Consider the following 13843-nt stretch of genomic DNA (forward strand, 5'->3'; position numbering starts at 1 on the left):
GCTCACCGGGTACCGGGCCCTGGTCCCAGTAGGATGCGGCTGTGGCCCGGGGCTGGTTTCGACGAGAGGACCGAAGCGTCGGTGGCAGGCCCACTGACGCCATCGACCGTGCGCGCAGCGACATGGTCAGTGCGTTTCTCCAGCTCGATCAGCGCTTGTCCATCATCACCGACGGGGTCGAAGCCGCGGCGGCACTCGGCATGTCGGCCGAACTGGTCCGGGCGTTCGCTCCGGTTCGCGAGGCCTGTTACGAGACCATCAACGACTATCTGACAGTCAGCGGCCAGGATGCGGCCACCACCACACTCGGCGATGTGCAGCGCACGATGACCCGGATCGTCGAAGCGATCCAGCTCCTCGACCGGTTCTACGAACGTAACTCCACCCAGATCGAACACGCCCGGATCTCCTACGCAGCGGTCCCCGATGAAGCTGCCAGTGCCCGAACACAGTCGGATCAATTGCTCGCCCGGCTGAGCACGCTCCCCGCCGACCAACTCTCGTATTCGTCGGTCAAAACAGCTCGCGAACAACACGATCAGGCTCGATTGCAGCTGGAAGCGGCTCAACTCGAGGTGTCCGGAGGGGGCGGTGACCGGGCCGGCTTGAGGAACAGGGCTGCCGCTCTGGTCGCCGCCACCGAGAAGTTGGGTCAGGCGGTCGACCGTGCTCCGACGAGGGTCGGCGAGGCCACCGCTGCGCTCGCCTCGGTCCGGACGAGGTTGTCTGCGGTACGAAACCGCAGCGCACGCATGCCCGAGGCGTACTCGGCACTGCTGCGGGAGTTCAGTGCGGCGTGTTCGAAGGACCTGATCGGCCACGACCTGCGCAGCGCTCGGGACATCGACGCGGCAGCAGCTGAAATCGGCACCGCCGCAGAGGAAATGAAGTCCGATCCGGAAGCTGCGTTGGCGGCGATCACCCGCGCCCGTTCGGCTCTGGCAAACGCCGAGCAACTGGTGGACGGCGTCACCGATCGATTGAATGAACTTCGTGTGGTCCAGAAGGATCCGCCGGCTGCGGCCGGTAGGGTTCGCTTCCAGATCCGAGACGCCCAACTCCTGGCGGTGAATCTCGGACTGGTCGAACAGTGGGGCTCGGTCCTCGACGCCCAGGTCTTGCGCGTGGACCGGGCCGTTGCCACACTGACCGGGCGGCACCCCGACTACTGGGGCTATCTGGTGGACCTGCGGGCCATCTCCGACTTCGTGACCGGAGTCGTGAACAAGATGAAGGACGAGGCGCGGCGTTCATGACCGAGAGAACACTCACCGACGGGACAGACGGCAGCCGTGGTGACGGGGCACTGGCCGGGCCGATCAAACAGATCGAGCATTTCTCCGATCTCGACCCGAATGAGCGAGAACGCCTGTTTCATCGGTTACCCGAGCGAATCGATGTGGACGCGACCCCCGAGCTCCTCAGCGTGGCCCTTGGTGCAACCCTGTACATCCCGGCGAATCGGGAGCGTCTGGCCGAGCTGATCCTCCGCCAGGCACGAAGTGGATCCACGTCCATGGTGATCGATCTCGAGGACGCGATCGCCGACCACGACGTGGAACTCGCGATGAGCAATCTCGCAACGGTGTTGGACGACCTGGCCCTTCGCGACGAACGGGTACCGATGCTGTTCGTCCGGGTGCGCCGCGCCGAGCAGATCGATGAACTCGTCGGCAGACTCTCTGCAGGAGTCGGTGTGCTCTCCGGTTTTGTGCTGCCCAAGTTCACCGCAACCGATGGTGGTGACCACCTGGACCGGATCGGTGCCGCGAGCACACGGATCGGACGTGTGCTGTACGCGATGCCGATCATCGAGTCGACCTCGGTCCTGCATCTCGAGTCGCGTGCATACGCACTGGAGACGATCCGTCAGGTACTGGCCCAGCACCGTGACAAGGTACTCGCGGTGAGGATCGGTGGCACCGACATGTGTGGTGCGCTCGGGATCCGGCGTGACCCGGACCTCACCATCTACGACGTTCATCCGGTCGCCGAGGTCATCGGCTCGATCGTGAACGTGCTCGGGCGAGCCGATGGCACCGGGTTCACCATCACCGGACCGGTCTGGGAGTACTACAACACTCACGACAGGATGTTCCGGCCGCTGTTGCGCCACACGCCTTTCGAGCAGATCGACGCAGTCCGATTCCGCACGCACCTCGTCAGCCGAGACCTCGACGGGCTGCTGCGTGAGCTGGTGTTGGATCGGGCCAACGGATTGCAGGGAAAGACGGTGATCCATCCATCGCATGTGAACGTCGTCCACTCGATGAGTGCGGTGCCGCACGAAGAGTACGTCGATGCGGTGGCGGTACTCGGCGTCGATGACGCGGGCGGGGTCGAGCCGTCTGCGTATCGGAACAAGATGAACGAGCGGCGGCCCCATCGGAACTGGGCGGTCAAGACCCTGATCAGAGCCCAGATCTTCGGGGTCCTGCAACCGGAGGTCGGTGTCGTGGACCTGCTCACCTCGGTGGTGGACCGATGAACGTCCCGACAATCGGCGACAACTCGACAACGGTTGCAACCCCCTACGCCACAACCAGGTTCGGCCTTGCCGCCACTCACGGGTTCGGGTACCGATCGTGGCGGGTCGAGGATCTGATCCGCCCTGGCCTCCGGCGCAATCCCCGGCGGGCACACCTCTGGGTGTCCACTGTCCTCGGCAAGCACATACCGGTAGCCCCGTCGAACATCTTCGCCGCGGCAGACGATCTCGGCGATCTGGCCGCACGGGCACTGGCGGGTCGAGGGCAGCGCGACGGGCTCGTCTTCGGATTCGCGGAGACGGCCACCGGGCTCGGTCACGCAGTCGCTCGGCGAATCGACGCGACGATGTACCTGCAATCGACGCGACGTGACGCTGCCGATGTGCCGGTGGCCGCGCGTTTCGAGGAAGGACACTCGCACGCGACCGACCATCTCATCGTCCCCACCGATCCTGCGGTTCTCTGCACCGATCTGCCTGTTGTGCTCGTCGACGACGAGATCTCCACCGGTGCAACTGCTTTGGATGCGATCCGTTCGATGCAAGAAATTCATCCGCGGTCGCTGTATGTTGTCGCATCGCTGGTCGACATGCGAACGAGTGACGACATCGTGCGATGTGAGCAGCGCGCCGACTCGCTCGGGACATCCGTCCACTTCGTCAGCCTTGCGCAAGGGGCGACGCAGATCCCGACCGACCTGACCGATCGGGTGTTGCAACTCCCGGCACCTTCACCGGCCGCTGCGCGCGAGAGGGGCCACGTCGAGCGACTGGACGTGGCATGGCCAGCTCACGTTCCCGACGGCGGACGGTACGGGTTCTCGAGGTCCGACTGGCCGCACTTCGATCACGCGGTCACGGAGGTGGCGCAGCGAATTGTCGGCCGCCTCGACGCCACCCGGCCGACAGTGGTCATCGGGCATGAGGAGCTGATGTACCTCCCCCAGCGGATCGCGGCCGAGTTGTCGGCGTGGAGCGAAGCCCCGGTCTTGAGTCAGACCACGACCCGTTCACCGGCCCATGTCATCGACGACCCCACCTACCCCCTCCGTCGGGGGTACCACTTCCAAGCTCCGGAGCCCGATGACGCTCGAGACAGGTACCTGTACAACGCAACTCACGACCACGACGGCGCCCGAGTCGTGATGATCGTCGATTCTCCCGCGGACACGACGGCATTGAGCGGGCCCGGTGGTCTGGTGGATGTGGCGAGCGCACGCGGCGACGACCTGCTTCTCGTCGTCGTCCCCGCGACCGACTACCGGTTGCTGCGTGCGGCGAGGACGAACGGATGACAGATCAGAGCGCGGTGACGTACCAAGAGCCCCTCGTCGGGCCCGATTTCGGCAGTTACGCCGCCGACGAGGTTCGGTGGCTGCTCAAAGACCTCTCGCACGTTCCGCTCGAGGGCGACGTCGCGCTCCGCGAGAAGAGGATTCAAGCGGGCGTGGCTCACTACGCGGAGTCTCTCCCGGTGGAGTTCCAGCCGGACGCGGCATACCAGGAGTTGTTCCATCGAGTCCTGGCCGGCAGCGCGCGACGATTGGCGGTAGCGGTCGGTGCGGTGACCGATCTCGTGCTGGCCGAACGAGGCTCTGACATCGTGCTGGTGTCGTTGGCCCGAGCCGGAACCCCGGTGGGAATACTCATGCGGCGCTGGGCGCAACGCCTTGGTCTGCAGCTCCCCCACTACGCGGTCTCGATCGTGCGCGACCGGGGGATCGACGCGAACGCCATGAGATATCTGGCAACCCACCATGACCCTGCGTCCGTGGTGTTCGTCGACGGGTGGACAGGGAAAGGGGCGATCGCACGCGAACTCGATGACGCGCTCGCGCAGTTGGCCGCCGATGGTGGCCCTGTGTTCGACCCCGAGTTGGCCGTACTCGCCGACCCCGGCTCCTGCGTGCGCACCTTCGGGACGCGAGACGACTTCCTCATCGCCTCGGCGTGCCTGAATTCCACGGTCTCCGGGCTGGTTTCGCGCACCGTTCTGAACGGCGAGCTCATCGGTCCCGCCGACTTCCACGGGGCGAAGTTCTACGCCGAACTCGCCGATCAGGACGTCTCAGAGGTGCTGCTCGACGCGGTTTCCCGCGAGTTCGATGCCGCCGCCGGCGAAGCGGCAAACCGTCGGGCGGCGATCGAGGCTTCCGATCGAACCCCGACCTGGTCGGGCTGGCAATCGGTGGAGGCCGTACGCGCGCACTACGGAATATCGTCGGTCAACTTCGTCAAACCAGGGGTGGGTGAGACAACAAGGGTCCTTCTCCGCCGGGTACCGTGGCGTGTTCTCGTCCGGACCCCGGACGACCCCGAACACGAACACATCCGAGTTCTCGCCGACGCACGCGACGTACCCGTCGAAGTGGTGCCTGACCTCGCGTACAGCTGCATGGGATTGGTGAAAGAACTCCGGTGACATCCACAAGCACCACGCCATCGACCACCGCGTCTCGACGTGCTCTGGTGACGCTGGATCTCGACCGCACCCTGATCTACTCGGCCCATGCGATCGCCGAGGGTGCCGGCGCGGGGGAAGATGCCGATGCGGCGCTGTCTGCAGCGCAGTGTGTGGAGATGTACCAGGGCCGTCCGCAGTCGTTCATGTCGACGATGTCGATGACCCTCCTCGGCGACCTGCACGCCGTCTCGGACGTGGTGCCGACCACCACCCGCACGATCGAGCAATATCGGCGCATTCGATTGCCGATCGGCGTTCCCCGCTTCGCCATCACCAGTAACGGCGGCAACATCCTCGTCGAAGGCCACCCCGACCCGGAATGGAGCAGGCGGGTTGCCTCACTGCTGGGCCGGCTCGCAGTGGGTGTGGACGAGGTGTACGCCCGCCTCGCGCAGGATGCGGCCGACGCCCCATGGCTGCGGACCATGCGGATCGCCGACGGTCTGTTCTGTTATGTGGTGGTGGAGCTCGATCTCCTTCCGCCGCATGTTGTTCCGGCATGGGCGGGCTGGGCTGCCGAACTGGGTTGGAACGTGTCCCGCCAGGGCCGCAAGGTGTACGTGATGCCCGACCCCGTGACCAAGCAACTGGCCATCGACGAGGTTCGAACGAGACTCGACTCGCCCCCTGACGTGACGTTCGCCGCGGGCGACGGGGTGCTCGATCAACCGATGCTCGTCGCAGCGGATGCGGCGATCCGCCCACGTCACGGCGAACTGGAAGAACTCGGCTGGGTTCATCCCAATGTTGCCGTCACCGCAGGGCGCGGTCTGGCCGCGTCGGAAGAGATGTTGGTCTGGATGCTGGAGCAGACAGGCACAATGGGGGGCATTGGCGAATCGGACATCCGCGCGAGCGCGCTCCCGGCCCCCGGTATCGCGAAACAATCCACACCCAACGAAGGGCTCAGGCGATGACAACAACTCTGGTCAAAGGACAAAACGGTCCGCTGTCCGCACCGACGGTGGAGATCACGGTCGACCTTGCCACCGCCGGCGACCTGTCCGCTCTGCTCGTCACCGACAGCGGCAAAGTCCGGACAGACGCCGACTTCGTCTTCTTCAACCAGCCGGCAGGACCGGGTGTCACCTTGCAGCCGGGGACTGGGGTCGGCACGTTGTCGATCTCGCTGGGTGCAGTGCCCGCCGACATCAGCCAGGTCCGGGCGGTGATCACGCTGGAGAACGGCACATTCGGCGCTGTCGCGCCGCCGGTCGCGCGGGTTTCCGCGGGTGGACAGTCGCTGTACGAATACCGCATCGACGGCTTGTCGAGTGAGTCCATCGTCATCGCGCTCGAGGTGTACCGCCGCGGCGGCGACTGGAAGGTTCGCGCGGTCGGACAGGGATACGCGGGAGGATTCGCCGCACTCGTGACCGATCACGGTGTGTCGGTCGACGATGCCCCGTCGCCCGCCGCAGCGCCGCCTCCTCCCCCGCCTTCTCAGCCGGTTCAGAACACCGCACCCCAGAGCTATACCCGCCAACCGGCCTCCGCCCCGCAGAGCCCGCCGCAACAGAACTTCCCACCGCCCCAGCAGGCCGCCCCCCAGCAGCAGCCTGCATACAACCAGCAACCTGGGTATGCCGCACCCGCAGCGCCGGCAGCGCCCGCCGGCAGGCCAGAGGTGAGTCTGAGCAAAGACCGCCCGGTCAGTCTCGCCAAGGGCCAGCGAGTGTCGCTGAACAAAGATGGCGGCGTGGCACTGACGAACATCCAGATGGGGCTGGGCTGGGACCCGGTGACCGTCAAGAAGATGTTCGGCAATCGCAGCGCCGACATCGATCTGGACGCGTCGGTGGTCATGTTCGCCGATACCCAGGTGGCCGACGTCGCCTACTACGGTCAGCTCACATCCAAGGACGGCTCGATCCGCCACCTCGGTGACAACCTCACAGGCGAGGGCGAAGGCGACGACGAGGTGATCACGGTGGATCTCACGCGGGTGCCGATCCACGTGAACGCCTTGATCTTCATCGTCACCTCTTACCAGGGGCAGACCTTCGAGCAGGTGCAGAACGCCTTCTGTCGTCTGGTCGACCAGACCAACAAGGCCGAGTTGGCCAGGTACACGCTGGCCGGTGGGATGCCTTACACCGGTGTGGTGATGGCCAAGGTGTTCCGCGAGGGTGGCACGTGGAAGCTGCAGGCGATCGGCGAGGGCATCACCGCCCGGCATGCCGGTGAAGCGCTTCCGCAGCTGCAGCGATTCCTCTCCAACGACTACATGAGATAGCCCGCGAGGATCGAGGCGAGATGAAGAAGCTGGTCGCCGGCCAAAATGCGCCCATCGAGTTGTCGCACATCAGCTTTCGGGTGGCGGCCACCGGTGCGGACGTCGACCTGGTGGGCCTTGTCGTGGATTCCGACCTCCGGGTCCTCGATTCCGGTGATGTGGTGTTCTACAACCAGCCGGCGACAGGCGGGGTCCGGCTGGACGGCCCGCAGCTCACAATCGACCTGGACGGCATCCGGAGCGGCGCAACCGTACTGTGCGCCGTCAGCGCGGAGCCGGGCCCGGGCTCGGGGGTGCATGCGGAACTGACCGGGCTACCGCACGGCGAGGTCCTGTTCGGCTTCGATGTCCGGCCTGCGCACGGCGAGACGGCGTTGCTCTGTTTCGAGCTCTACCAACGCGCCGGGCGCTGGCGCGTTCGTGCTCTGGGTCAGGGTTACAGTGGTGGGCTCGCCCAGTTGCTCACGAGTCATGGCGTGGACGTCGACGACCCGCGGGAAGCGGAATCGATTGCGCCAGTACAGATTCCCGGTGCTGCTGCAGCACAACCCGATTCACGTGGCGAACTGGATCCGGCATCCGTGGTCTTGGGATCGGACTACACCGCAGCCATTGCCCGCTCGCAGGTGGTCTTCGAGGATGCGGCCCGGTCGGCAGCGGGATACGTACAGGCCGAGGCATTTGCGATGGATCGTCTCGACCAGGAGCTGAGCGACGCGATCTCCGATCCGGCACAACGTAATTCGCCCGCAGCCTCGCACCAGCGCGAACGGGCGCAACGTCGCTGCGACGAGCTGATCGCCGCTGCACGACAGCGATTCGATGCCGATTCACAGGTCCTGATCGCAGAACTGGCAGCCCTCGATCCCCAATTGCCGCCTGCAATGGCGTCGTGGACATCGCCGGCCTGGACACGATTGAACGGGCCACCTGCGAGTGGTGTGCGCATCGGCGAGTTCGCAGCTCCCGAACGTGGCGAGCTACGCCTGCCCTTCTGCGTGCCGACACCCATCGCGCGCCCGATTTGGGTGCTGGACGGCGACCTGCCGGCTCTGTCGGCGGTCACGTCCTTGGTGTTGCGACTGGTCGTCGCTGCCCGGGCCGTTCCGAGCTCCTCGACTACCGCGGCCAGGTCCGTGGCGGTGGATGTGTTCGACCTCACCGGTTCGCTTGCCCCGCTGTCGGATCTACTCACGCCGCTGCTCGGCTCCGCGGCAGTGACATCTGCGGACGTGATGGTCGATCGTCTGGGCGCGCTGGAATCGTCTCTGGAACTGGCGCAGATGGCGCTGGAAGCCGGGGACGTCGCCGACGTCTATAACAGGGTTGTTGTCATCGCGGACCTGCCGTTCGGATGGGATGCGGCAACGATGGCACGGTTGTTGCGCATCATCGACAGAGGCGGCCGGCTGGGCTGGTCGTTTGTATTGTCAGGCGCGGTCGATGAGCATGACGCCGACCCGCTGGTCAGCATGATCGCCGACCGCACGCTGATGTTCCCGATGTCCGCGGACGCCACGGCGCACGACCCGTGGGTGGGTCTGCAATGGTCGGTGAGGCCCGAACAGATTGAGCCACAATCACCGCAAGCGCGTCAGATCGTCGCACGCCTCGCCGACCCGGCGCCGCAGCCCGGGGCACGGCGACAGCTGTAGCGAAACCCAGCCGTCGGGCCGGTCAGCGCCACCGCTCGGCCTCCTTGGCCAGAGCCACCAACTCGGCACCCAGCTCGGCGAGTTCGGATCTGTCGGCCTCCTCGGCCACCGCCGTAGCGATGTCCTCGGCGGCGCACCTCAACCGGAACAACCGTTCGATCAGTTCATCGGCTTCGCCCGCGCTCAGAACCACTGCATCGGCCGGGATGGAAGAACCGGCGACCAGACTGCGTTGCTCGTATGCGCGTTGGCGGCACGACTGCTTGCAGTACTTACGACGACGGCCCATCTCCGACTCGATGACCTCGCGGCCGCACCATGAGCAGGAATTGCGGGTCCGGCTTCGTCTAGCAGTGGTGGACGAATGATCCATAGACGATGACGGTACCGGGCGGCAGACCCGAACTCGCGGAACGACCGCGGCGACTCGAGGACGTATTTCGCACGTGGTCCCGCAACGCGCGTAAGATGGATAGGTAATCCAACGAGAGGACAGTAGTTATGGCAGATCGAGTCCTACGCGGCAGCCGTCTCGGAGCGGTGAGCTACGAGACCGATCGCGATCATGACCTTGCTCCCCGGCGCATCGTCCAGTACCGCACCGACAATGGTGAGATCTTCGACGTCCCGTTCGCGGATGACGCCGAGATCCCGTCGACGTGGCCGTGCAAGAACGGTATGGAAGGCACCATTCTGGAAGGTGCCGAGCCGGAAGAGAAGAAGGTCAAGCCGCCGCGTACCCACTGGGACATGCTGCTCGAACGTCGAAGCGAAGAGGAGCTCGAGGTGTTGCTCGCCGAGCGCCTGGACCTGCTCAAAGCTCGTCGCCGGGGCGCCAGCTAGATCCGGTCAGTTCACGACATCGCCGCGGCACCTCACGGTGCCGCGGCGTTTTGTCATTTCCGGCGGAGCTTGGCCATCCGGTGGGCCACTCCCCAGCGAGGGACCTTGAAGGCCGCCTCGCGGACGATGCTCCCGCTCATCTTCGACTCCCCCAGCTCGCGCTCGGTGAACGTGATGGGTACTTCGGCCACATCGAACCCGGCCTGGACCGTCCGCCATCCGAGGTCCACCTGGAAGCAGTAGCCGTGCGATTCGATCGACGACAGGTCGAGCGTCTCCAGCACATGGCGGCGATACGCGCGGAACCCTCCGGTGATGTCTTTGATCTTGACCCCGAGCGCCAGCCTCGAGTAGACATTGCCACCCCGCGAGAGGATCTCGCGCCGCCGCGGCCAATTGACGACTGTTCCTCCCGGAACGTACCGAGACCCGATCACCAGGTCGGCACCCTCGTTGAGGCGGTCGAGCAGTCGATGCAACTGCTCCGGAGCATGACTGCCATCGGCATCCATCTCCACCAAGACGGTGTAGTCGCGAGCCAGGCCCCACTTGAAGCCGGCGATGTATGCGGCGCCGAGACCGTCTTTCACGGTGCGGTGCATCACGTGGATGCGGTCGGCGCCGTCGGTTGCCGCCAGCTTGTCGGCGAGTTCGCCGGTTCCGTCGGGACTGCTGTCGTCGACGATCAGGATGTGCACCGCGGGCTGCGCTGCGTGCACACGCTTGACGATCAACGGCAGATTCTCGATCTCGTTGAACGTCGGGATGATCACCAGGGTGCCCGCCCCGTCGGCCCCGACCGGCCGCGCAGCCTGCGAGTTGTGCTCAGGCTCCGTCACCATGCTCCTCCTTTGACCATCCCCTGAACCTAATGCCTGGCGCCAGCAGGAACAAAAAGGCGCAGACGCCCAAGAGTACGGCCAATCGCTCGGGCCACGGCCCGATTTTCGTGGCGATGGTCTCACCTGTGTGCAAGGGAATCGTGCCCTGCAGGGTCGCGGGTTCGAAGAACCCGCTGCGTGAGCTGGTATGGCCGTCGGGCGCGATGATCGCGCTCACACCGCTCGTTGCTGCCACCACCACGGCGCGCCCGTGCTCGACCGCCCGAAGCTGTGACATCGCCAATTGCTGGTAGGTCATCTGCGTGCGTCCGAAGGTGGCGTTGTTCGTGGGTACCGAGAGGAACTGGGCCCCCGATTGCACGGCCTTTCGTGCCGAACGGTCGAACGCGATCTCCCAACACGTCGACACCCCCACGGTCACGTTCTGCCCACCGGTGGTCTCGACGGCGACGACACCTGGGCCGGTGCCCGCGCGGAAATTGCCTGCCTGGTCGGCATACGAGGAAAAGAGGGTGAAGAAGCTTCGCCACGGCAGGTATTCGCCGAATGGCTGGATGATCTGCTTGTCATACCGGCCACGTATCTGGTCTCCGGAATCGCGCCGTCCGTCCCACACCAGCACGGTGTTCGTCGGGCGTCCGTCAGCGTTCCGGACGAGCGTGCCCACCAGGATCGGGGCGCCGACAGCTGCTGAGGCGGCCGTGATCTCTTCGGCTGCATCCTCATTCGCGGTGGGGTCGATGTCCGAGGCGTTCTCGGGCCACACCACGATGTCGGGACGGGCGGTGTCACCGGCGTCGACCGCGGCAGCCAGACGTAAGGTCTCGCGTACGTGGTTGTCCAGGACCGCCCGACGCTGATCGTTGAAGTCGAGGCCCAGCCGGGGGACGTTGCCCTGGATCGCGGCAACGGTGATCTCGTCGTCGGAACTGTTTCTGCCGTCCACAGAGGGCCACAGGGCGGCCGCGACAATCGGTGTGATGAGCGCGAGCACCAGGGCCGGCACCACGGTCTGCCATCTGACCGGCCGCCGGATCACCGCCCCGATCACTGCGGTCAGCGCTGCCCCCGTCAAGGCCACCGAGAACGACACCAGAGGTGCGCCCCCGATCGAGGCGAGCGACAGCATCGGCCCACCGACTTGGCCGAAAGCTGTACGACCCCAGGGAAACCCGCCGAACGGGAATGATGAACGTGCCCACTCGACGGTGACCCACATGATCGCGAACCACAACAGTGCCGCAGGCCAGGTGGTGGTACGGCAGGCGATCACGCCGAACAACCCGGTGTACAACGACATCACCACTGCCAGCGCAACCCACGGGAGCGGCCCCACATACACCCCGATCCACGGCAGCAGCGGGAGAAAGAACCCGAGGCCGAAGACGAATCCGTACCAGAATCCCTCGCGGAATCGAACAACGTCTCTGAGCGCGGCTGCCAGCAACGCCAGCGACAGGATGCCCAGGAACCAGAGATCGCGCGGCGGGAATGCGGCCCACATGAGCACGCCTCCGAGCGCACTGACCGCGGTGCGAATCACCCATGGCCGCTGCGTCGCGTCTCGGAGCCGGGCGATCGTTCCGCCCTCGGACTCCCCTGGCGCGATTGCCGTAGTCACAGCCCCGCCCGGTCGTAGATCGTCACGCCTGCCCTCACGGTACGAATGCACTCCGGGAGTCGGCTGCCTGCACTGAGGTCGGGTAGTGCAGATACGCGCGACCGCGGGTCGGTGGACCAGCGGGCCACTGCCGGATCAGCCGATCCGGCAACAACCAGGTTGTCCACATCCCAGACGGCGTAGTCGGCGGGCGCGCCGGGAACGAGGGTTCCGGCCACACCGTCGCGGTGACCACCGGCCCGCCACGCCCCCCGCGTGACCGCTGCGAAAGCTGCTCGAACGGAGATGGCGCTGGCCGGGTTGTTGTGATGCGCGGCCGCAGCGATTGCCTCCCACGGACGCATCGAGGTCACCGGTGCATCCGAGCTGAAGGCCAGGCCGACGCCGGCCTTGGCCAACTGGGCGAAGTTGTTGAGTGAGCGGCCACGGTCGGGACCGAGCCGCTGCTCGTACAACTGGCCCGGGCCACCCCAGAGGGCGTCGAACAACGGCTGCATACTGGCGATGACACCGCAGGCAGCAAGAGTGGTGGCCTGGTCACCGGTGATCATCTCCGCGTGCTCGATGCGGTGTCCCAATCGGGCCATCGCCGGACCGCCGAACTCCCCCGCCACTTCGCGGAACGCATTCACCACGACGTCCATCGCGCCGTCGCCGATCACATGGAAGCCCGACTGGATACCGGCAGCGGTGCAGGCGCGTAGATGAGTGGTGACGGTGTCTTCGTCGAGGTAGCAGACGCCGTGGGTGTCGGCGTCGTTGTAGGGCTCTCGTAGCAGCGCGGTGTGCGACCCGATGGCCCCGTCGATGAAGAGGTCGCCACCGAGGCCGTGCGCGGCCGTCTCGGCCTGCAGAGCGCGGGCGTGCTCGGAGTCGGTGACGGCTTCGCCCCAGTATCGACGGATCTCGACGGGGTGGTCGAGGTGGGCCAGTGACAGGAAGTCGTCGCGGCCGCTGATGTCCGGGCCGCCGTTCTCGTGGACCGCCACGATGCCGTGTGCGGCGGCATCGTCGAGAGCAGCACGCTGGGCACGATGTCGCCCATCGGCGCTCAACAACATCCGTGCCGCGGCACGGACCCGGTGGTGGGCGTCGGCGGTCAGGGGTCCCTGCTCGTCGTAGCCGTGACTTCCCACCAGACCGTCGGCCCGAGCCCGCAGCGCAGTGGACACCACGGCCGAGTGTTCGTCGATGCGTGCCAGATACACCGGTCGATTGCCGACCACGGCATCCACTTCGGCAGTTGAAGGGCAGGTCAGATCCGGCCACGTCGATTCATCCCAACCCAGGCCCCAGATCAGGTCTGTGTCGGTGTGTTCGGCAGCGTATCGACGGATCTGTTCGAGACAGTCGTCCCGGCTCACGGCGTCACTGAGGTCCAGGCCACGTAGAGCCAGACCGGCCGACGTCAGGTGCACGTGCGAGTCGACGAAGGCGGGCGCACCAGTGCGCCGTCGAGATCGATCACCTGCGCGTGGGGGTGCAGGGTACGGCCGACGTGATCTGAACCCACCCAGACGATGGTGCCGTTCGCAACTGCCATGGCTGTCGCGTCGGGGGCACTCGGGGTGTAGATATGGCCACCGATCAGCAATTGACTCTCCACGAGCGTCCAGTCTGCCTGTCGAACCGATCGTCAGTCGCTGCAGGTCCGTGAACAAGCTGCCGCCGCGGCCGGATCCGTTCCGATGGGC

General features: G+C 65.8%; 11 protein-coding genes and 1 pseudogene. 8 read left to right on the forward strand and 4 right to left on the reverse strand.

Annotated elements, in window-relative coordinates:
- Positions 1 to 41 precede the first annotated feature (41 nt).
- Genes W823_RS45305 through W823_RS45325 form a run of 7 tightly spaced genes read left to right on the forward strand, consistent with a single transcriptional unit; the run spans position 42 to position 8843 of the window.
- Positions 42 to 1256 (forward strand): hypothetical protein, encoded by a 1215-nt coding sequence (locus W823_RS45305; RefSeq protein ID WP_152538087.1) that lies wholly within the window; start codon positions 42 to 44, stop codon positions 1254 to 1256.
- Entirely contained in the window at positions 1253 to 2488 is a 1236-nt protein-coding gene (locus tag W823_RS45310; RefSeq protein ID WP_023959177.1) for an HpcH/HpaI aldolase/citrate lyase family protein, read from the forward strand. Before W823_RS45305 ends, W823_RS45310 begins: the two co-directional genes overlap by 4 nt.
- Positions 2485 to 3783: a phosphoribosyltransferase family protein gene (locus W823_RS0129535; protein WP_038253512.1), complete on the forward strand. Its 1299-nt coding sequence runs from the start codon at positions 2485 to 2487 to the stop codon at positions 3781 to 3783. The genes W823_RS45310 and W823_RS0129535 overlap by 4 nt, the downstream gene beginning before the upstream one ends.
- On the forward strand, positions 3780 to 4910 hold the full coding sequence (locus W823_RS0129540; protein ID WP_031332514.1) for a cysteine protease StiP family protein: 1131 nt from the start codon (positions 3780 to 3782) through the stop codon (positions 4908 to 4910). The genes W823_RS0129535 and W823_RS0129540 overlap by 4 nt, the downstream gene beginning before the upstream one ends.
- Positions 4907 to 5869: a hypothetical protein gene (locus W823_RS45315; protein ID WP_023959179.1), complete on the forward strand. Its 963-nt coding sequence runs from the start codon at positions 4907 to 4909 to the stop codon at positions 5867 to 5869. The genes W823_RS0129540 and W823_RS45315 overlap by 4 nt, the downstream gene beginning before the upstream one ends.
- Positions 5866 to 7188, forward strand: coding sequence for a TerD family protein (locus tag W823_RS45320; RefSeq protein ID WP_023959181.1), 1323 nt, complete (start codon positions 5866 to 5868; stop codon positions 7186 to 7188). Before W823_RS45315 ends, W823_RS45320 begins: the two co-directional genes overlap by 4 nt.
- Before the next feature lie 20 nt (positions 7189 to 7208).
- Positions 7209 to 8843: a TerD family protein gene (locus tag W823_RS45325; RefSeq protein ID WP_023959183.1), complete on the forward strand. Its 1635-nt coding sequence runs from the start codon at positions 7209 to 7211 to the stop codon at positions 8841 to 8843.
- Between the two features lie 22 nt (positions 8844 to 8865).
- Here the strand turns inward: W823_RS45325 and W823_RS0129545 are convergent, their stop codons facing one another.
- Complete coding sequence (locus tag W823_RS0129545) at positions 8866 to 9216, reverse strand: hypothetical protein (protein ID WP_023959185.1); 351 nt, start codon at positions 9214 to 9216, stop codon at positions 8866 to 8868.
- Between the two features lie 128 nt (positions 9217 to 9344).
- Between W823_RS0129545 and W823_RS45330 the strand changes: the two genes are divergently transcribed.
- Positions 9345 to 9686 carry an RNA polymerase-binding protein RbpA gene (locus W823_RS45330; protein WP_023959187.1) on the forward strand — a complete coding sequence of 114 codons (342 nt, stop codon included), beginning with the start codon at positions 9345 to 9347 and terminating at the stop codon, positions 9684 to 9686.
- Positions 9687 to 9739: 53 nt separating this feature from the next.
- Here W823_RS45330 and W823_RS45335 read toward each other — a convergent pair whose 3' ends face one another.
- From W823_RS45335 to W823_RS45345, 3 genes and pseudogenes are all read right to left on the reverse strand, one after another.
- Positions 9740 to 10528, reverse strand: coding sequence for a polyprenol monophosphomannose synthase (locus W823_RS45335; RefSeq protein WP_023959189.1), 789 nt, complete (start codon positions 10526 to 10528; stop codon positions 9740 to 9742).
- Positions 10512 to 12149, reverse strand: a complete 1638-nt coding sequence (lnt, locus tag W823_RS45340) for an apolipoprotein N-acyltransferase (RefSeq protein WP_369792626.1) — start codon at positions 12147 to 12149, stop codon at positions 10512 to 10514. The genes W823_RS45335 and lnt overlap by 17 nt, the downstream gene beginning before the upstream one ends.
- Positions 12146 to 13755: pseudogene (locus tag W823_RS45345) on the reverse strand (amidohydrolase). Before W823_RS45345 ends, lnt begins: the two are co-directional and overlap by 4 nt.
- Between the last annotated feature and the right edge of the window lie 88 nt (positions 13756 to 13843).

The sequence above is a fragment of the Williamsia sp. D3 genome, assembly GCF_000506245.1.
Classification (GTDB): Bacteria; Actinomycetota; Actinomycetes; order Mycobacteriales; family Mycobacteriaceae; genus Williamsia; species Williamsia muralis.

Coding starts and splice junctions, on each gene's coding strand:
- W823_RS45330 (WP_023959187.1), top strand. CDS start 9,345: ATGGCAGATCGAGTCCTACGCGGCAGCCGTCTCGGAGCGGTGAGCTAC.
- W823_RS45310 (WP_023959177.1), top strand. CDS start 1,253: ATGACCGAGAGAACACTCACCGACGGGACAGACGGCAGCCGTGGTGAC.
- W823_RS0129545 (WP_023959185.1), bottom strand. CDS start 9,216: ATGGATCATTCGTCCACCACTGCTAGACGAAGCCGGACCCGCAATTCC.
- W823_RS45335 (WP_023959189.1), bottom strand. CDS start 10,528: ATGGTGACGGAGCCTGAGCACAACTCGCAGGCTGCGCGGCCGGTCGGG.
- W823_RS0129535 (WP_038253512.1), top strand. CDS start 2,485: ATGAACGTCCCGACAATCGGCGACAACTCGACAACGGTTGCAACCCCC.
- W823_RS0129540 (WP_031332514.1), top strand. CDS start 3,780: ATGACAGATCAGAGCGCGGTGACGTACCAAGAGCCCCTCGTCGGGCCC.
- W823_RS45325 (WP_023959183.1), top strand. CDS start 7,209: ATGAAGAAGCTGGTCGCCGGCCAAAATGCGCCCATCGAGTTGTCGCAC.
- W823_RS45320 (WP_023959181.1), top strand. CDS start 5,866: ATGACAACAACTCTGGTCAAAGGACAAAACGGTCCGCTGTCCGCACCG.